This is a genomic window from Chitinophaga pinensis, assembly GCF_007896845.1.
Lineage (GTDB): Bacteria > Bacteroidota > Bacteroidia > Chitinophagales > Chitinophagaceae > Chitinophaga > Chitinophaga pinensis_C.
In genome coordinates this window covers 37,505-57,534 of the sequence record NZ_VOHS01000026.1, presented here as the reverse complement: position 1 = coordinate 57,534, position 20,030 = coordinate 37,505, and the positions used below count along the sequence as shown (strand labels likewise).

The following is a 20,030-nucleotide window of genomic DNA, read 5'->3' as shown; positions in this document are numbered from 1 at the left end:
TTTTTTGTCCCACTTTCGACAATTTACCAAATTATGTCGAAAAGTAAAGAAAGGAACAGACTGTATATATGACGACACAAGCTGAAAAATCCAATGCCTTCCGGGCATTCCGTAATAGAAACTACGCATTGTTCTTTGCCGGACAATCCACCTCACAGATCGGCACATGGATGCAACGCACCGCCGTCAGCTGGGTGATTTATTCCATTACCCACTCTGCCTCCATGCTCGGACTGGCTGTGTTTGCACAACAATTTCCCTCCTTCCTGTTTTCATTGCTGGGAGGAATCGCTTCTGACCGCTATGACCGCCGCAAAATATTACTGATCACACAAACAGCTTCGCTGATACAATCCGTTTTACTGGCAATACTCACCTTCACCAATCACTACATGATCTGGGAAATAATGGTATTGAGCGTCATCCTCGGGATCGTAAATGCGTTTGACACACCCGCCAGACAACCCATGGTACACGAACTGGTCAGTAACAAGGAAGATATTACCAACGCACTGGCGCTTAACTCCGCCATGGTAAATATCGCCCGGCTTGTCGGTCCTGCCCTCTCAGGTATTGTATTGCAATCCTTCGGCGCACATACCTGTTTTATCTTAAACGCAGTAAGCTTTCTGGCCGTACTGGCATCACTATTACTGTTAAAGTTGCCTCCGTTCATAGCACCCACCAACAAAAAACACGTGGTAACAGACTTATCCGAAGGTTTCCTGTATTTGAGACAAACACCGCGTATAGGCACCATCATCATACTGATGATGTGTATGGCGTTCTTCGTATTCCCATACGATACCCTCACACCTGTCTTTGCAAAAACCATCTTCAATGGTGACGCCCGCACATTTGGCTATATCGCCAGCGCCGTGGGGTTTGGCGCCATCACCGGCAGCTTCTTTCTCGCCTCTTTGAAAAAGAATGCCAACCTCACCAACATTCTGTTGATCAGCATAGGTGTACTGGGAGCAGGATTAATAGGATTCTCGCAATGCACCTCCTTTTTCGGGGCCATCCCCTTCGCTGTGATCATTGGCATCGCATCGCTGACTCCCGCCACAGTCAGTATTACCATTATTCAGATAGAAGCAGCAACCAACATGCGCGGCCGGGTAATGAGTTATGTCGCTATGGCCTACTTTGGCATGTTGCCTTTGGGCAGCCTGCTGGCCGGCGCCGCCTCACAACAGCTATCAGCACCATGGACGATGCTCCTGCAGGGAATCATCTCAATCATTATAATGCTTGTATTCTACCGCTATCTCAGACCGGAACACATCCATAAAAAGGACCTGCAAAATCTGCAGGAAGCCGAAAATAGCGTCACCGATAAAGTATAAGATTCAAATTACACACTATAAAACGTATGCAATGAGTAACAACACAAACAACACCGCCTTACTGGTGATGGACATGCAGAACGCAATGTTATCTACATTCTCCGAAGGCGCAGCAGTAACAGCCAATGTGGCCAAAGCAATAGCAAACGCCCGTAGCAAAGGAATACCTGTGATCTATGTAGTCGTAGGCTTCAGACAAGGCGCACCCGAAATCAGTGCCAACAACAAAGTATTCATAGAAAATAAAGCACGGTTTTCCAATGTAAACTTTACCGATTTCACCGCCATACACCCCGATCTCGCCCCACAAGCACATGAGCCGGTGGTAGTAAAACGCCGCTTCAGCGCTTTTACAGGCAGCGATCTGGAAGTACTGCTGAGAGGCTTACGTGTTGACCACCTCGTATTGACAGGTATTGTTACCAGCGGTGTTGTCCTTTCTACATTGAGAGAAGCAGCTGATAAAGACTTTCGCATCACCGTATTATCCGACGGCTGTGCAGACCGGGAAGCAGACGTACACGAGTTTCTGATGACGAAGATATTCCCTCGTCAGGCAGAAGTACGCACCATAGAAGAATGGAATAAAGCCTGACCGCGTCAGAAATACTTTTCTATCGTCAGGCCATAGTTAAATAACAGGTTCTCTCTCCCCGTCCGGTTGAGCTTATTGTAAGTAAGTGTAGAAGTGATGCTCAGCCATTTATTGAGGAGAATAGACAGACTTGAGGTGGACTTGATATTGATATCCCGTCCCAACGACAGGGAATTTTGCAGAAAATGCGCCCCGTCAATGACCACGATATCATGGATCACAAACTTGTAAAGTAAGCGAAAAGAATTACGGAAAGTGTGATAAATATCGGGAATGGTGTCTTCCAGAAAGAGGTTGCTGGTTTCGAATAATATGCCGTCGCTTAACGACAGATACGCCTTTTTTGAATCCAGAAGGTTATAAGCAATACCAGCGCCTCCCTGGAAGCGGTCATTGATTTTCAGGGAATAACTTTTATCGTAAGTGGCCAGTCCCCAGTAATAAATCTGACGGACAGACCGGAACAAACTAAAATCAAGTGCAGATGCAAAGTCATTATTGGTCAGCGTTCCATCCTGCTGCCCATAGATCCATCCGCCACTGCCATTCAGGGAGATTTTCTTTTTACTGACACCCACCTTGAAGCTATTGTTGAGCAAATACGCCCTGCCATCCTGTGTGGTGTTAATAGAACCCATAGAAGCAAATTTGCCGTAATAGTGCACGGAATCGCTGAATTGTGCAGAAGCTGTGGTGAAAAAAGTCAGTGTCAGCAAGAGAGAAAAAACATACTTCATAAATCAGTGCATTCTTTTTAAAATCACGTAATCAGTCCTATCTTTTGAGAATGAGCAATGGCTTCACTGCTATGTTTAAAATAACAGCAGGGAATACCTCTGCTCATGATCACATCGGCAACCTCCTGAGTGGCCGCATAACGGCTGTTGCGCACATGACGCAGGTATACAGCAAGGATCTGGGAAGGAAAGTGTTTCGTGATAGCCTCGTAAATGTTCGGATCTTCCTGCGTATCATCACCCAGCAAAATAAAGCGCATATGTGGATAATGCTTCAGTATACGACTGATCCTCGTGAACTTTGTAGCATGTTTCTGCTGACCGCTTTTCAGCAATAACAGCAAAGGCTTCAGCTGACTTAGCAGGAATACGCCTTCCGGCAAACCATGCATACGACAGAATTCACGGATGTAATTATACAGGTTCCATTCACTACTGGACACATAAAAAAATGGACGCGGCAATCTGCCTTTATTATCTGCATCGCTTAACAGGCGATAATGATTCACGACTCCTTCAAATGGTTTACGTGTACGCGCATTGCGGGTAAATAACACATGCAGTCTTTTGAAAAGTGATGCAGAATGCGACACGAGAAAAGTATCATCAATATCTGAAATGCATCCAAACTGACTACGATGTGGAATTATCACTACACCTACCGCACGCGTTACCGGACTTTGCTCCACATCCGTGATCGTAACCTCCACTGTATGATCACCCGCTTCAGGCATCACTTCCGGCTTCCACTGTAAATGAAAAAAACCGTCTTTCTCCGTAACAGCACGTATGGCCCTTCCCTCCCATATAAGCTCCACTGTTGCGCCATTCCGGGGCTTCACCATAAACAAACGTATCAATGCGAGTGTATTCACGAGGAAAAACCGGCTGTAATGCGTACGTGGCAAAGGGCCACGATCCAGTACATGACCAAATATTTCCATTTGTTCCGCGCCGCCTACACCATGATAAATTTTAATGTGCGTCCGCGCTTCCAAACCCAGCCGATGTAGAATTTTATTCCATAAAGACATTCAGGCGCTTATTTTGCAATGAACAAAAAGTATAATTTATGAGTAAGCACATGGCGCAAACAACACCTATGCGGCTCAGGCTCCTTTTTGTGATAAATCCTGTTTCAGGCGGCAAAAAGAAGGCCGATCCTGAAACATTCATCAAAAATTATTTCCGCGAACGCGCGGAAGAAGTCCACTTTTTCATGCTGGACGGGCCACAGCAGTCACTTACAGCGGTTATAAAAAAAATAGCACCCGACAGAGTTATTGCTGTCGGCGGAGACGGTACAGTAAAGATGGTAGCAGAAGAACTGCTGGGAAAAGACATTCCCCTCGGTATTCTACCCACAGGATCCGCGAATGGTATGGCTACGGAATTGTGTGTACCGGCCGACTGGGAACAGGTATTACACCTGATTTGCAATGAAACACCAGCGGAAGAGAAACATATTGATCTGATCAGGGTCAATAAAAAAGATGTCTGTATACACCTGAGTGACGTCGGATTAAACGCCTTACTGGTAAAGAATTTCGAACAACGCGGCATTCGCGGAAAGCTCGGATATGCCCTCTCTTCCTTCAAAACATTATGGCAAAATAAACGCCTCGCTGTTCGTATTGAAAATAAAGACCTCCAACTGACCCGACAAGCCCACATGATCGTACTGGCCAATGCCCGTATGTACGGCACCGGTGCCTGCATCAATCCGGACGGAGACCTGACCGATGGTTTATTCGAAGTAGTGATCCTGCGGAGATTGTCCATTCCGGAACTCCTGAAAATGCTGTTCAGACACCGCCCCTTTGATCCGGCCAAGACAGAAATACTGCAGGCCAGTCAGGTGACCATTTATACCCGTAAAAAAGCTCATTTTCAGATAGATGGCGAATACAGGGGTAAAATAAACGAAGTAACAGCCTCAATCCTCCCCAAAGCACTTAAAGTAATCGTACCTGCTCCCCCGCCTTCGGCAGACAGCTAAGATCATATCAGCTATTAAGTGGAAACTATCAGCTGAAATACAATGTTGACACAGCTCTCCGGACGCGTATACCGTTCTTCCGGGCTACTCTCCATCCGTCAATATATTGCCGGCAATTGTATTCTGCTTTCTATTTTGTATACAAATAATTTATATGCGGAAGATACTACTGCTCCTGGCAATTCTACTGTCAGGTTATGGCGTTATTGCTCAACAGACTTACGAGTTTAAAGATGGATTGATCAGCGGCCCCTGCCACCAATACGGCAGAACAGCCCTGTTCACAGATCAGCTGGCCTATGAACTTTGCAACGGACAACTGAAAACACCCGCGAAAGGTGCTGCTTCCTTTCCGGACGAAAAAGGTGCTGCACAACAATGGGAGACAATTACAGCCGGTACCGACGGCTCCTTCACCGGTCGTAGAATCAACAACGGCTACCTATATGTCTCCTATAATGCGCCAAAAGCACAAACTGCGATACTGAACATTTCCGGTCACCAGATGGTGTATGTCAACGGTACACCACACGCCGGAGACATGTATCGTTATGGCTGGATGTACATTCCCGTGCAACTCCGTCAGGGAAACAACGAATTTTATATCCGTACCGGCCGTAGCTGGGGTCGCGCAGGTATCAAAGCTAAACTGCTCTTCCCCGAAAAACCGGTATATATCAGCATCGCTGATTCTACCATGCCTTTTGTAGTAGCAGGCAATAATAACAGTGATCTCTTGGGAGCAGTGGTTGTTGTCAACACCTCTGCACAACCCCTGAAAGGACTGTCCATCAGCGCAAAAGTAAACGGTAAAACAGTGACCACTGCCATCCCGGAAATAGCCGCCCTCAGCACACGTAAAGTGGGCTTTAAATTTGACGCTTCTGCAACAGCGGCAGATGGTAGCTATAACTGTGAACTGACCCTGAGTGGTAAACAGATAGCAGATACGAAGACCTTTGCACTGAAAGCTGTAACCAACAAAGATCACTACAGCAATACATTCATCAGCGATATCGATGGCAGTGTACAATATTATGCCGTTTCTCCACAGGCGAATCCGGATGGCAAAGCTCCTGCCTTCTTCCTGTCAGTACATGGCGCAGAAGTACAGGCGATCAATCAGGCCAGCGCGTACAAATACAAAGACTGGGGTGTACTGGTAGCTCCTACCAACCGTCGTCCGCGTGGTTTCAACTGGGAAGACTGGGGACGTCTCGATGCACTGGAAGTATTGAATATCGGTCTGAATACCTTCCATCCGGATCCTGAAAGAATATACCTGACAGGTCACTCTATGGGTGGACATGGTACATGGTACCTCGGCGCTACCTATGCAGGCAAATGGGCCGCTATCGCTCCTTGTTCGGGTTATCCTACCCTGATGGGCTATGGTTCAGCAGATGGTCTGATACCAGATTCTCCGCGCAACAGCACCGAACAGATCCTGCTGAGAGCAAGTAATCCCAGCAACACCTTCAAACTGGCCACCAACTACAAAGCTGGTGGTGTATATATCCTGCATGGCGACAGCGATAAGGTAGTTTCTGTCGATTATGCAAGACAGATGAAGAAGATCCTGGCCGACTTCCATAAAGACTTCAGCTATTACGAATATCCGGGTGGCGAACACTGGTATGGCGATACCTGTGTAGACTGGGGTCCTTTATTCCAATACTTCAAATGGCATACGATTCCTGCTGATACCAGCGTAAATGAAATCGACTTCACGACTGCCAATCCTGCTATATCCGCAGTACACCACTGGGTACGTATCCTGCAACAGCAACACGCACTGGAATACAGCCGTATACAGCTCAGCAGGAATCATGCACGCAACGCAGTAACGGGTACAACCACCAATATCCGCACACTGGCGATCGACCTGAAAGACGTACCAGTTGGTCAGGCACTCAGCATCACCCTCGATGGCAATCCTGCTATCAGCTATACCCGCCGGAATGGCGACAGTCTGCTGTACCTCCAACAGGATGCACAATGGGCAATCAGTAAAGCGCCATCGGCTACGGATAAAGGCTCTGTACGTAACGGTACCTTCAAAGAAGCCTTCAACCACCGTATGGTATTTGTATACAGCACGGCAGGTCAGCCAGCTGAAAATGAATGGTCACTTAACAAAGCCCGTTATGATGCAGAAACCTGGTATTATAGAGGCAATGGTGCGATTGATATCGTAGCTGATAAAGACTTCAATGCGGCCAGCTATCCTGACCGTGGCATCATTATCTATGGTAACGCAAGCACCAACAAAGCATGGAAACAACTCCTGTCACAATCGCCTGTACAGATAACACGCGGTAAAGTAACCGTAGGCAAACAGGAATATAACGGTGAAGGATTTGCCGCTTATTTCATGTGGCCGAGAGCTGATAGTAAAACAGCTTCTGTTGCAGTAGTAGCAGGCACCGGATTAGCCGGTATGCGTGCTGCAGATGCAAACCAATACTTCGCAGGTGGCAGTGGATTCCCTGACTATATGATCTTTGATGTAGAATTGCTGAAAGGCAATACACAGGCAGTAAAGACAGCAGGATTCTATGATAACACATGGAAAATGGACGAGAAAGAACAGATTAAGAATTAAGAATAACCTGAGAAATAAAAAAGGGATGCGTCTACATCAGATGCATCCCTTTTTTATTTCAATATCATTTTACACCAATTTCCACAACACTTTAATTGCTGATTCACTATTGCTTAACCGACACTATCCTCCATAACTTCCCCTTCCCTTCTACCGGCAGACAACTTGCCTCCAGCGTTCTGTCCACCATCTTCCAGATCATATTCTCCACCCTGCTGGCCGGTGACGCAAATGCCTGCATTGCCAGTCCTGCAATCTCACTTTTATTCAGCGCCTGTTGGATCAGGACAGCCATCGCACCTGACAGGACCGCAGGGGCATATTCCCCGGGCCCCTCCAGTTGTAATATCTGCGCAGCTGCGATGTTCACCCAACCGGAATAACCATCTCCGCCGATAAAGACAAGCGCCTCTGAGAGTGTATTAAGAATGGAGGTATAACGGGTAATTGCCTTATCTGAAGTATGTTCGATCTGTGCCTGACGACACACTTCCTCCATCCGGGTACGTACTGTATCCATAAATTCACGGAAGGAGGGGTCACAAGCCTGAATATCACTCCATCCCAGCACGATTAAGGCGTTTACTTCGCCCGCACGGACTGGTATAATGACAGCCGAGGAAAGTGCCTCAAAAAGGTCTTCAAATGCGTTTTTTTCAGGAATCTGCGTCCAGTAGATAGGACGATGGCCTGCTTTTTCCAATAGCTGATGTATCGGCCCGGGATTGAAAATAAGCTCATCAAGGTAAACAGGCGTTGCGCCTTTTACTCTGGCCGTGTAACTATCCTCAAAGTCCAGCTGCAGGGACATATAAGCCCCGGTCAGCTCACGTAATAACGAGATACCAAATGATAAAAAAGTACGGATGTCTCTCCGTCTGTCCCATTCACTAGTCTGACTGATAAAGGTCAATGCTTTTCGTTCCCAGCTTGCCAAAATGTGTGATGTTTGGTTGTAGTCATATAAAATTACGGATAGCGCTGATCACTTCCAGCGGCGCTACCACATGGGGGAAATGTCCCGTTGCGGATACATTTACTTTTTTGCTGCCGGGTATATGTTGTGCAAGATAATCACCTACTACCAGCGGTACAGCTACATCATCCGTGGTCTGTACAATCAGGGAAGGTACGCTACACTTTGCAAGATCTTCGCGGTGATCCATCTCGAAGATAGCCTTTGCTACTGACAATGCAATATCCGGACGTATCACCGATAAGGATGCTGCAAATGCTTCAGCCAGGTGAGGCCGGTCAGCATTCCTCATCACTAGCGCAGAAAATCCGCTGGCCCATGCATAATAATTTGTACTCATTGCATTGTATAAACCATTGAGTGCTTCCATGTCAAACCCACCGGTGTAGCCACTTGCAGGATCGTTCAAATATCTCGGACTACTGCCCAGCAGAATCAGTTTATCAAAACAATCAGGGTATTTAATCGCAGTCAGCAGCCCGATCATACCATTCACAGAATGGCCCACGTATATAATATGAGAGAGCTGCAAAGATTTAATGATATCCGAAAGGTCTGTCACATATCCCTGCATATTACTGTAACGGGACGGATGAAAGGCTTCGATATCAGCCTTCCCACCACCGACATTATCAAACAAAACAATCTTATAGTCCTGTTCAAAAGCTTTTACCAGAGGATCAAACGCCGTCTGGTCAGATCCAAAGCCATGGCCGAAGATGATTGTTTGCGCTGCGTTCCGGTTACCGCAGATGTGTATATTATTCTTCTGTGTTACACTTGCTGTGCTGCTCATACGATATGGAATATTAGAAACAGGGATAGCTTACACTTCAGCTAAAATACGCAAATTATGTGGTTAAACAGACTTACATGATCTGAGGAATAAAAGCATACACGACAGGACAAGATGTGTAAAATTGCCACTAAACAGCGGACTATATCAGTAAAACAGCACACTTGTAACTCCGATGGCACAGTTTATGTTTTTAGAGGAGTAAAATCATTGTTCATTTTTTAAAAGCTCCAAAATTATGACACCTCTGAATTATGCCAGCAAGGGTCTGTTAACCATGTTAGCCCTGACAGGATTAATTGCTTTCTCATCATGCAGCAAAGACGATGATGATTCCACTGTTGACCCGGATGCAACTGTCAAAATTGTAAACGTTTTACCTGATGCAGGATCTGTAGATGTATACAACGGATCCAGCAAGATCACTGCTTCCGCTATCGGCTATGGCGAATCTACCGGTTATCTGAATGTAAAGGATGGCGATGCAACCTTTGATTTTAAATCTACCGCTACCGGCAACACGGTATTGTCTGCACCTGTTAAGTTTAAAGGTGGTAGTTATTCATTGTTTGCTACTGGTGAAACAGATGGTAATGCTACTGTAGGTATCCTTGCAGAAGACAATCTCGGGGCACCTGCAAGTGGTAAAGCGAAAATTCGTTTTGTACACGCAGGCAGCGATGCACCTCCCGTTAACTTTCTCGTAAATGACAGCCTGCTGTTCACCGGTACAGGCTACAAAACGGCTACCGAATTCAAAGAAATGGCAGCAGGAACCTACACACTGAAACTTAATAATGCAAGCAGCGGAGAGACTGCCATCAGCCGCACAGGTATTGTATTGGAAGCTGGTAAAATTTATACAGTTGTTGCACAGGGATTACTGACGCCAACACCAGTACTGGAACAACCATTTGCATTAAATGTAATGGCTAATAACTAGTACATCAGGATCATACACACCTGCATAAAAAAACCCGGTTGCCATAGCAACCGGGTTTTTTCTTTTTATATCTTTTCAGATAATTACCATTGCAGGTCGAAAGTACCACCGCCGTTCACAACGAATGTACCTTTTCTTCCACCTTTGAAAGTGATAATACCCTGATAGCTGAACGCATTACCTTTGCTGTCCTTACCTGTGATCTTTACAGCAGCACTACCGGAAACGATTTCCTGTGTTGTTTTATTCACTTTAATGTTAGTTGATTCGTAGTGAATTTCGCTGGAGTAAGAAGGAATTTCAGCAGTTTTAGAAGTCAGGTCGCCTGTAGCGTCATATTTCTGGCTGATCTCCCAGTTTGCGCTGTTTGCACCCAGACCTCTCAGTGTATATACTGAAGAGAATTTGCTGGATGTAGCAAATTTTTCCATTGCCAGTGCAACACGGCCGGAGTAAGAGAAGTCAAACTGTGAAGGGATAGTCTGCTGACAAGTCAGGCCATATGTCCAGTACAGTGCATAGTCAAAGCTGAAGTTCTGGCCATCACCAGCAAGTTTAAGAGAATCTTTTTCAGACTTACCACAAAAGTCGCTCAGTTTACCACCAGATGCTTTTCTTGCTTCGAGATTAGCCACAGCCATGGTTGCAGAAGAGATCTGATCGGTCAGACCACCCTGTGCAGTCACAGACTGAGTTACCATTACAGCCGCATTTTCGCTGGTTACGCCCGGAGTGTTTTTGTCATCGTCCTTTTTAGAACAGGAAGTTACGCCAACAGCAATACCGGCAGCTACCAACAGGAACAACAGTGTAGATCTTCCCTTTGCGAAAGAGAGGTTTTGTCTTTTCATAGATTGCGACATTTTGGAATTTAATGTTGATGATATATTAATGATTGATGCTTCTTTACATTCACACGTAGGCTAAGTACAGTTTCCTTGTCTCACAAATCTATAATAATATAATTTTAAATCATAATATAAACGGAGATTTTACAATTCTATTGTTCTCATGACAATTGTGATAAAACTTTCTCCTGATAATCAATGCAGAAAGAGAAATCTGACAAAAAAATACGCTTCTCTTACAGTCCGGTTATCACTCAATTCAAAATTCATTTAGAATCCCCGGACGCTCTCTTACACATTCATCCAATGCTTAAACTCTCCTCCCCTCGCTTTACTGATCAGTATCTGCTCTCTTGCAGGTGGATTCACCTTCAATAACAAACGCCCATTAAAATAAAAATCTACTTCCTGTATGGCTGATCGCTGTACTATAAACTGTCTGTTAGCCCGGAAGAAGATCGCAGGATCCAACTGTTGTTGCAACTGTTCAAGCGTAAAATCAATGATAAATTCCCGCTTATCAACTGTCCCCGCATACACCAGTTCATTGGCGGTATAAAACCATGCAATATTGCCGGCAGATAAGGGCAGTAGTTTATCACGGCTATGCACGAGAAAAGATTGTTTGTAACTAACAGGCCCCTCTCTCATACCCGCTGCCATCTTCAGCAGCGCCTCGTATCCCGCAGTATCTGCAAACGGTTGATGTAAACGTTTGAATTTCGCAATAGCGTTCTTCAGATCCTCCTCATCCACCGGTTTCAGAATATAATCAATACCATTGGCCTTAAATGCCTGCAGTGCATAATCATCATATGCCGTAATAAAGATCACCGGCAAAGAGACATCTATCTTCGTGAAAATATCAAAAGAAAGTCCATCTCCAAGACGGATATCCATAAACAACAGGTCACATCGCTGCATATGTTGCTGCAGCCAGTTTACCGCTTCTCCCACACCACTCAGTATTGCCAGTACCTCACTGTCAGGCGCCACATCCTGTATCATATAGCGCAGGTTACGGGCGGTGGCTGGTTCATCTTCTATGATCGCGACACGTAAAGACATATTATTTCAATGGTAGTTTTACAATAAAATCTGCTGCTGTTTTGCTGATACTGATCTCCTGCTCCAGCAATATGCGATAACGCTCATTCAGATTAGATAATCCGATACCAGTACCCGGCGGATAAAATGATAAAGGCTGTAGATTATTCCGGACTAACAGACACCATCTATCCCCATTCCTTTCAGCAGTAACACTGACAAGTAAAGGGCTGGACACCGTAACAACATTGTGCTTCAGCGCATTTTCCATCAGGGGTTGAAGAGACATGTGTGGGAGCTTCTCTGTCAACAGTGCCTCCGGTATATCAATAAGCAATTCAAAGCCCGCTTCATGACGCATTTTCAACAAGGCCGCATAAGCACGTACAGCCTCCAGCTCTTCTTTCAAAGACACCAGATGATTATCTTCACGCTGCAACGAATAACGGAATACTTTGGATAGCTGGTTGATGTAATATTGTGCCTTTGTCGGATCTTCCCTGACAACACCAGACAGACTACTCAGCGCATTAAAAAAGAAATGCGGCTGCAACTGTCCCTTCAGCAGTTCAAGTGCTGTTTTGAGATGCGCATTACGCAGACGCACATTTTCCAGTTCACTGGACCTCGCCATACGCAGAATATTCACAATTTTCAATTCAATGCCTGCCAGTATAAGTATGAGCATAAACTTTATGCCGATACCATTCCCCGGCAGTAACCCCTGTCCAAAGAAACGGCGCTGTACACCAATACTGACCGTCGTAAAAAAGAAAAATAACAGCAGGAGTAATAAAGCGGTCCGCCCTTCCCGGATCCATTTCCACCTGCGGAAGGGACCCTGAAAATGATGTTGCGCCAGCAGGAATACCAACAGACAAAACAGGAAGCTCACGCCGGTCTGAAATAACCATTCCCCCATGTTGAAATGCATGTATCTCGCCATTACACTGTCTTCCTTCAGCGCAAGCAGACGGGCAATATTCAGTGCGATGGCAATAAACAGGGAGCTATAGATATATAACATTCTTCCCATTGGCTCAGTCATAGATGCAAATGAACAACACCTGCGCTAAATGTATAAAAAAATAAGGGGGAAGCTGTAAAAGAGAGGGGTGAAATAAAAAATCGCTTCCGCCGGCAGGCGAAAGCGATTTACTGCTGCAATATCGATCGCGGCTGTCTGTAACAGACTATAATTCTCTGATCCAGATATTTCTGAAGCTCAACGGCTCACTCTTATCGCCATGGGACTGCAATTTGATCGGGCAGGCGCCATGTGCCTTGTCATAAGAAGCTTTACCGATGTATTTGGTTGGTCCGTGCAGCTCGGTATTGTTCTGTACCAGCACACCGTTAAAGAATATGGTTACACGGGCAGGTGACTGCAATGAACCATCGCTGTTGAAACGGGGAGCCGTCCAGATAATATCATACGTCTGCCACTCGCCTGGCTTGCGGTTAGGATTCACCAGCGGAGCGGTTTGCTTATAAATACTACCCGCCTGACCATTTACATATGTTTTGTTGTTGAAGTTGTCAAGGATCTGTAATTCATAACCATCATCACCTGCACCTGTAGACGCGAGGAACAGACCGCTGTTACCCCTGCCCTGCCCGGTACCGGTTATATTTTTAGGTACACGCCATTCAACATGTAACTGATAGTTAGTGAAGGATCTTTTTGTCTGGATGTTACCAGTCGTTTTATCTACAGTGAAGATGCCTCCTGCTACTTTCCACTTCGCAGGCTGCTCCGGGTTACTTACAGATACCCACTGGTCCAGACTCTTACCGTCAAATAATACGATCGCATCTGATGGCGCATCTGCGGCTGTTTTACCGGGTGTAACAACTGTTGGAACCGGTTCCCATACTTCCGTGTCTTCAGGCTTTGACTGCGCAAATAACGTGGCTGAGAGCACAACAGCAGCTGCCGTTGTTAACGTTTTCTTGTACATGATCTCTTTAATTTAATTCCCTAAATTAAAAATAGATATCACAAATAACAATCCAGTCATCATTTTTAAGTCTTTTTTCAGGAAGATTGTCGTTGGCCCCTCACTATAAACCATCCATATATCAATATATTTGTATATAATTCTATAAGTCGTATCTTGGACTTGCAGTTAATCGTATGTGAGAGAATTATTGTTCTTGTTGACCACCCCGGGGACAGGTTGGCATCTGGAGGACCGCCTCCTGCGCATTTACATCATCCCAGGACTATTACCGGTTTTCAGCAATGGCTAACACCATGGCGGGTACGTCTGCGCCAACACATTAATACCATGACACTAAGTGAATTTATATCATCACTGATTAATAAGGGAGAAGTAAGGGTTGCTCATGCACTGCAGGATTTTGACGAGGAAGAAATACGTCTGGCAAAGGTACACCTGCAGCAATACTATACCGACGATATCAACGAAATGCCGGGACAGGCGCCCCCATATGATGAAAAAGCAGCACTCTGGGCGGCAGCTTATCTGTACCGGACCATCCAGTTCCTGCTGCTACGACATCTGGAAGCAACAGCGTTAACGCGTTACCTGCCCCCTTTCGATGACCAACAGACTCCTGCGGCAAGCTATTCCGCAGATCTTTGTCTGCGATACCTCCCGGACATATTCTTGCTGGCAAAAGGTATTTCTCCGGAAGATCCTCTGGTAACAACACTTACCGCACTGGCCGCACAATGGCCTTTATCGGCCGCCGCCATTCCGGAAGTCCCGGCAGAAGGATTGTCTCCCATATTGGAACATCCCTCTCTGAAACGCACCTACATCGACCGGATCATCCTGGCAAAAGACTATGAGAAATGCCGGCATCCGGCATGCCTCCCAATGGTAGAAGAAGCCCTCGGTATGTACGCCGTACAATTCTGGCCACAATTTAAAATTGATCTTACTGCTTCATAACAACAATATGGAACCATTAACCGTTGAATCACCACTGATAGACAAGCTGAATGATGTACTTCAACGCATGAAAGACACATTCGTAGGAAAAGATGACATTATTGACCTGATGGGAATTTGTCTGGCAGGAAGAGAAAACCTTTTTCTGTTCGGTCCCCCGGGTACCGCCAAAAGTGCTCTGGTACGCGAACTCGCACGCCAGCTGGACCTGAAAACATTTGAATACCTGCTGACCCGCTTTACCGAGCCCAATGAACTATTCGGACCATTCGACATCCGTAAATTGCGTGACGGCGACCTTGTCACCAATACAGACGGTATGCTGCCGGAAGCTTCATTGGTATTTCTGGATGAATTACTAAATGCCAACAGCGCCATTCTAAACAGCCTGCTCATGGCGTTGAATGAAAAAATATTCCGTAGAGGAAAAGAAACCCGTCAGCTACCTGCCCTGACCTTCATCGGTGCAAGCAACCACCTCCCGGAAGATGAGGCACTGCAGGCACTGTTCGACAGGTTCCTGATAAGAGTACGCTGTAGTAACGTTGATCCGGTGATGCTGGATAGTGTACTGCAGGCCGGATGGGGACTGGAACAGCAAACAGATAATAAACGTGAAGGAATAGCCGCTGAAGAACTTCGTGCATTACAGCAGCTGAATACCACCATAGATCTCAGTAGTATAAGGACCGAATATATCTCCCTGATACAGCAACTCAGAAATGCAGGTATACAGATATCTGACAGACGCGCTGTAAAACTGCAACGATTGATAGCCGCCAGTGCCCTGCTTTGCAGAAGAGATAAAGCTATTCTCTCTGATCTGTGGATACTGCGCTATATCTGGGATACGGAAGAACAGATTGAGATCATCGCAGGTATCGTAAATGCCATAATTGCGAAAGGTGAACAGCATCCACAGGAACACCCACGCGCCAACAACAGCGGCACACCAGATGCCGAAGCCCTGTACCGGGAAGTGGAACAATTGCAGCAGCAATGGGACAATCCGGATACACCTGCAGCCACCCGTGCACAGATCAAAGACAGACTACGCAGCATCAATAGCCGCTGTGAGTGGATCAGCAACAACACACAACGCAGCTATGTACTGACTCCTATCGACGCACTCTGGAAGAAGATAATGCAATCAGCATGAAAGAAATGATCATCGTGCTTCCCCTGACACAACTGGAAACACTGGGAAACATACGCACCTGGCCGGATCTGCAGGTAGCTCTCTCAGGAGATGACATCTGGGTAAGAGGCATCCCGGCGGAAAGTACAGATATACGGCTGCGTAAGTTGCCTGTAAAACATACTTACCTCGCGGATTTCGAAGGACGCTTATTCCTGCCCGGCCGGCAAACACCGCACGATACACTTAAAAGAATGACATGGGAAGCCCTGACGTCTTTTCTTACAGTAGAATTGCCTGTTTCTGCCTTACCGGGAAAAACCCGGCAGACATTCACGATACAACTCACCCCTGCACCACAGACTACAGAACCAGCAGCTGTTATCACCAATCTGGCACACTGGAAAGCATACGCTGACAATGCCCCTTTGATCAGATTACAGCAACTCAGTTTTGCAGTATGCGAATCGGAAGAAGTATTGGTAATCGGCGCTCCTGTACCCTCCCTGCCGGGAAAGGCTTATGTGGTCAGAAACAATCTGCTGTTGCCAGCCGGCTATGATTTCGATCCGTCAATGGCTGGCGCATTTATCATAGAGCAGTTTGCCGCAGATAAAGACGCCATGATATTGTTTCATCCGGACGGACAATGGGAACGTATTCCCATGAATTGTTTTGTAATGGCAACCAGAAGCGCCATCCGCCTCACCAATGTACTTTAAATGGAAAATCTGCACGATAGAACCATCGCTTATTTCAGTGCACCCAAAGACTATTTCTGGCACTGGACAGAAGACGGCACTGTCATAGAATTTGCCAAAGGAAACACAATCTGTTTCAAAGAAGAATTGATCGGTCTCCTGTCGCAGGAATATGCGACAACACCTCCCTTATCTGTTTTGCTGATCATTTTAATGATCGGTAAAGTGGATACACAACGGCCACGGGAAGGTATTACCCCGGACGTATTAAAGCAGGAATTATGGCGTGCCATGATAAATCCCGAAAGCTGGTTATACCGCTCCAATCCTGAAGATCTGACGGATGATTCCAACCTGTTAAGCTCATTTGTTGACCTGTTATATCCGCTGTCCCGCCAATACTGGCACGAGGATAAACGTACCATACTCTTCAACTGCCTTTTTGAACAGATTCCACTGGCACTGGCGAATGGTTCCGGAAAGGAAATGATCGCTATATTTCAAAAACTGCCAGCCGAAGATTATTGTGCACCACGAATAGACGATAATAACTGGTCGAATACACAGGCAAACACGGACCTCCGTATCATGTCCCGTATCCTGCATAAATATCCTTATACAGATGTGCTGGAACAGGAACTGGAAACACGGATCAAAACACCAGCTACACCTCCTCCCCCACTGGCACCTGTAGAGATGCCGGAAGCATTACCCTTGCCGCCACAGGCAGGAGAAAAAGACCTGCTGGAAGAACTGGCAGAAGATGACAACACCGCATATATTGCATTACTGACCCAACGCCTGATGGCAGCCATTCATCTGCCCATGCATACGAATCGGGCGGGAGACAGAACGATCGGTGGTGTGTCTGATATTACCAATAAAGGCACTATTGATAAACTGCTGCTCAGTGAACTGGCCAATGAAGATGATGTGCTGATGGCAAGACTGGCCAACAATGAAGCCTTATACCTTCGCCGGGAAGAAATCCCCGACAAACTGCATACACACCGTTTTATACTGATTGACAAGAGTATAAAAATGTGGGGAACGCCGCATATGCTGGCCGTATCCACTACTCTGGCCTCCATCGTGGATAAGAAACAGCAGGCCACTATCACAAGCTATGCCCTCGCAGGAGACCAATGCAAAACCATTGACCTTACCAATAAAAAAGATGTGGTAAAGTCCATGCACGTACTTTCGCCGGCATTGCGCAGCGCCAATGCTTTATTGGCATTTAATGAATTGCATACACTCAGCAATGACCACGAATTTTTCCTGATCACCAGCGAAGAGCTGTTCCATGAAACAGACTTTCAACATGCGTTTGCCTCCTTGCGTCCGCACAATGGATTTCTGGTAACAATAGAACGGGATGCGACAGTTCACTTGTACAGGTATCTCTCCGGACACAGAAAGCTACTCAGCACTGCCCGTATCAATCTGGAACCGCCTCCTCCACGTGCTAAAAAACAGCCGCTCACACATAGCTTCAGAGGTACTCCCACAATGCTGGATATTCCCCTGTTCCTCGAACACGTGCCCTTTCCTTTGTTATTACCGGCAAGACGCAATTATGGCTACAACGGTATTGCCTCAAAGGACCATAGTGGTATCTGCATAACAGACCAGCGACAACTGGTATACTGGCAGAATCAACATAAAGGAGCTCTGGAAATGATGTCCCTGTTCCCCGAAGCGTATATGTCAGTCTATAACTACGGACATGATGAAAACAATTTCTTCATCCAGTTCCGGGACAGGCATACCAAAGCCTTCATCATCTGCCACCTGGATAAAAAGACACGACAGTTGTCAAGCCATCCGGTCACGATTAAGTTGATACAGGAAACAAGCATCGGTAAAATATTCAGAACTGAATTCAGTATTAATGATAAGTCATTCCTTTTTGAAACGGCCAACGGCATCTATTCACTGAATGTGTACAGTAGAGAACTGACAGCTGCACCTCCTGGCCTGCAGCGAACACAGCTCGACAATATCCGTTCAATGACATTGATGTCAACCAACGTTTACAGCAACAGCTCAGCGGCATATGATATGGTGAGTAAGATCAAACATATCGCCATCAATGACAATGGAAACTTTGAAGTCAACAGGCATGAACTGATCTTCAGCCAGAATAAAGTTGAATTCATTCCTGTTAACGGCCCTGCACCGGAGCATAACATCATCAGCACGATGCAAAAGCTGAAAGTAAAAGACCTGCGACAACCATTATTGCGATACCACTGGCCGGATGGTAGTGAGGCATGGTTTGATGCAGTACGCCATATGCTCTACCTCCGTAGCTCTAATAAGGCATTACCTGAAATAGCGCTCCCTGTAATGGTGAACATCGGCATTTCCTGCTGGGCTTCCAATGGGGATACCTGCGGACACCCATATTTAAGACCGGAAGACGCTAAAGTGGTAGAAATAATGGCCTTCCATCAGAAATATATTCGTCCATTTATACACATAATCCAGAAATATGTTACTGCAGCTGCAATATGATGCACAGATCCTGCACAACACAGGCGCTGCTTTCCTCCGCGGCAATACACCGGAGGAATGGTTCCGTGAAATGAATGAATGGCAGATCCCTCTGACAGGGCTCTCCGGCTTTCTATTACCGGAACACAAAAACACAGAAGAAGCGGGTGGTCTGCTGGTTGTTTTCAAAAATCAGCTCCCATCACCCGAAAAAATACGTCATCCCTATACTGTCATTAACGGGAATTGCTTTATTCCTGTCAATGCGCGTATCACACCAGCCATCTCTCCGGCAGAAATGAAAGACCTCCTGATCTGGCACCGCCAGATATTACATCCTGCAATAGGTTTTGTTGGTTTCGAGATACGGGATGAAATCAGCCTGTCAGTATTGGTAAATGCCGGAAAACAACTAACGCGTTCCTGGGATCATGCGCATCCCGGTATGCCGCCTATAGCCAGATTAACCAATATCGGCATTACGCAGGTTGCCACAACCGCCAATATCAGTGAATTACTGGGAAACGGAGATGCCCCCAGACCATTATATGACTTACCGCAGGAGGATGGTACTATCCTGTCTGGTCTTCCACCTGACGAAAACCCGGATACTTCCGGTCAGCAGGCATCATTTTTCCGTGAAAGTATAATTGGTAAATTCCTTTCCGCTTTAAAATTATTCTCTTTCGGTGGCCGTACTGCATCATCAGAAAGAAGTGGTGGCAGATCCGTTCGCGGAGGTGCTGGCGGATCTGGTGGATCTGGTAGCTCATATGTACAACGTGGCCTTGAAAAAATGATGCAGGACCTGCAGGCTAAAGAGACCGTGAATTAGAACGCCTGCTTAAATTATTTGAAACAAACCCCGGAGAGGCA

18 protein-coding genes are annotated in these 20,030 nt (G+C 46.2%); 10 read left to right on the top strand and 8 right to left on the bottom strand.

The annotated features are described in order from the left end of the window. Positions 1–68 precede the first annotated feature (68 nt). Both FEF09_RS20995 and FEF09_RS20990 read left to right on the top strand, forming a co-directional pair. The gene (locus tag FEF09_RS20995; RefSeq protein ID WP_146306925.1) at positions 69–1,349 is read left to right on the top strand and encodes an MFS transporter; all 1,281 of its coding nucleotides are present in this window, start codon (positions 69–71) and stop codon (positions 1,347–1,349) included. Between the two features lie 31 nt (positions 1,350–1,380). Further along, positions 1,381–1,944 carry a cysteine hydrolase family protein gene (locus FEF09_RS20990; RefSeq protein ID WP_146306924.1) on the top strand — a complete coding sequence of 188 codons (564 nt, stop codon included), beginning with the start codon at positions 1,381–1,383 and terminating at the stop codon, positions 1,942–1,944. Positions 1,945–1,949: 5 nt separating this feature from the next. Here FEF09_RS20990 and FEF09_RS20985 read toward each other — a convergent pair whose 3' ends face one another. Beyond that, a complete protein-coding gene (locus FEF09_RS20985; protein ID WP_146306923.1) occupies positions 1,950–2,681 on the bottom strand; it encodes a DUF481 domain-containing protein in 732 nt (243 codons plus the stop codon). Positions 2,682–2,704: 23 nt separating this feature from the next. Then, entirely contained in the window at positions 2,705–3,715 is a 1,011-nt protein-coding gene (locus tag FEF09_RS20980; protein WP_146306922.1) for an App1 family protein, read from the bottom strand. Between the two features lie 38 nt (positions 3,716–3,753). Here FEF09_RS20980 and FEF09_RS20975 point away from each other — a divergent pair, with 38 nt between their 5' ends. Then, positions 3,754–4,680 carry a diacylglycerol/lipid kinase family protein gene (locus FEF09_RS20975; RefSeq protein WP_261387639.1) on the top strand — a complete coding sequence of 309 codons (927 nt, stop codon included), beginning with the start codon at positions 3,754–3,756 and terminating at the stop codon, positions 4,678–4,680. A 154-nt stretch (positions 4,681–4,834) separates the two neighbouring features. Continuing rightward, positions 4,835–7,285: an alpha/beta hydrolase gene (locus FEF09_RS20970; RefSeq protein WP_146306921.1), complete on the top strand. Its 2,451-nt coding sequence runs from the start codon at positions 4,835–4,837 to the stop codon at positions 7,283–7,285. Positions 7,286–7,391: 106 nt separating this feature from the next. Here FEF09_RS20970 and FEF09_RS20965 read toward each other — a convergent pair whose 3' ends face one another. Continuing rightward, complete coding sequence (locus tag FEF09_RS20965; protein ID WP_146306920.1) at positions 7,392–8,222, bottom strand: hypothetical protein; 831 nt, start codon at positions 8,220–8,222, stop codon at positions 7,392–7,394. Between the two features lie 22 nt (positions 8,223–8,244). Next, positions 8,245–9,057, bottom strand: coding sequence for an alpha/beta fold hydrolase (locus FEF09_RS20960; protein ID WP_146306919.1), 813 nt, complete (start codon positions 9,055–9,057; stop codon positions 8,245–8,247). Between the two features lie 238 nt (positions 9,058–9,295). Here FEF09_RS20960 and FEF09_RS20955 point away from each other — a divergent pair, with 238 nt between their 5' ends. Continuing rightward, positions 9,296–10,000 (top strand): DUF4397 domain-containing protein, encoded by a 705-nt coding sequence (locus tag FEF09_RS20955; protein WP_146306918.1) that lies wholly within the window; start codon positions 9,296–9,298, stop codon positions 9,998–10,000. 83 nt (positions 10,001–10,083) lie between these two features. Here FEF09_RS20955 and FEF09_RS20950 read toward each other — a convergent pair whose 3' ends face one another. From FEF09_RS20950 to FEF09_RS20935, 4 genes are all read right to left on the bottom strand, one after another. Beyond that, entirely contained in the window at positions 10,084–10,851 is a 768-nt protein-coding gene (locus FEF09_RS20950; RefSeq protein ID WP_146306917.1) for a hypothetical protein, read from the bottom strand. 288 nt (positions 10,852–11,139) lie between these two features. Continuing rightward, a complete protein-coding gene (locus FEF09_RS20945; protein ID WP_146306916.1) occupies positions 11,140–11,916 on the bottom strand; it encodes a LytR/AlgR family response regulator transcription factor in 777 nt (258 codons plus the stop codon). Position 11,917: 1 nt separating this feature from the next. Then, on the bottom strand, positions 11,918–12,931 hold the full coding sequence (locus FEF09_RS20940) for a sensor histidine kinase (protein ID WP_186774442.1): 1,014 nt from the start codon (positions 12,929–12,931) through the stop codon (positions 11,918–11,920). A 157-nt stretch (positions 12,932–13,088) separates the two neighbouring features. Then, positions 13,089–13,856: a DUF1080 domain-containing protein gene (locus tag FEF09_RS20935; RefSeq protein ID WP_146306914.1), complete on the bottom strand. Its 768-nt coding sequence runs from the start codon at positions 13,854–13,856 to the stop codon at positions 13,089–13,091. A 330-nt stretch (positions 13,857–14,186) separates the two neighbouring features. Between FEF09_RS20935 and FEF09_RS20930 the strand changes: the two genes are divergently transcribed. Genes FEF09_RS20930 through FEF09_RS20910 form a run of 5 tightly spaced genes read left to right on the top strand, consistent with a single transcriptional unit; the run spans position 14,187 to position 19,989 of the window. Then, a complete protein-coding gene (locus FEF09_RS20930; protein WP_146306913.1) occupies positions 14,187–14,816 on the top strand; it encodes a hypothetical protein in 630 nt (209 codons plus the stop codon). Between the two features lie 7 nt (positions 14,817–14,823). Further along, positions 14,824–15,975, top strand: a complete 1,152-nt coding sequence (locus tag FEF09_RS20925; RefSeq protein ID WP_146306912.1) for an AAA family ATPase — start codon at positions 14,824–14,826, stop codon at positions 15,973–15,975. Beyond that, a complete protein-coding gene (locus FEF09_RS20920; RefSeq protein ID WP_146306911.1) occupies positions 15,972–16,676 on the top strand; it encodes a hypothetical protein in 705 nt (234 codons plus the stop codon). Before FEF09_RS20925 ends, FEF09_RS20920 begins: the two co-directional genes overlap by 4 nt. Continuing rightward, positions 16,677–19,175, top strand: coding sequence for a hypothetical protein (locus FEF09_RS20915; RefSeq protein WP_146306910.1), 2,499 nt, complete (start codon positions 16,677–16,679; stop codon positions 19,173–19,175). After that, positions 19,153–19,989 carry a hypothetical protein gene (locus FEF09_RS20910; protein ID WP_146306909.1) on the top strand — a complete coding sequence of 279 codons (837 nt, stop codon included), beginning with the start codon at positions 19,153–19,155 and terminating at the stop codon, positions 19,987–19,989. The genes FEF09_RS20915 and FEF09_RS20910 overlap by 23 nt, the downstream gene beginning before the upstream one ends. Positions 19,990–20,030: the final 41 nt, after the last annotated feature.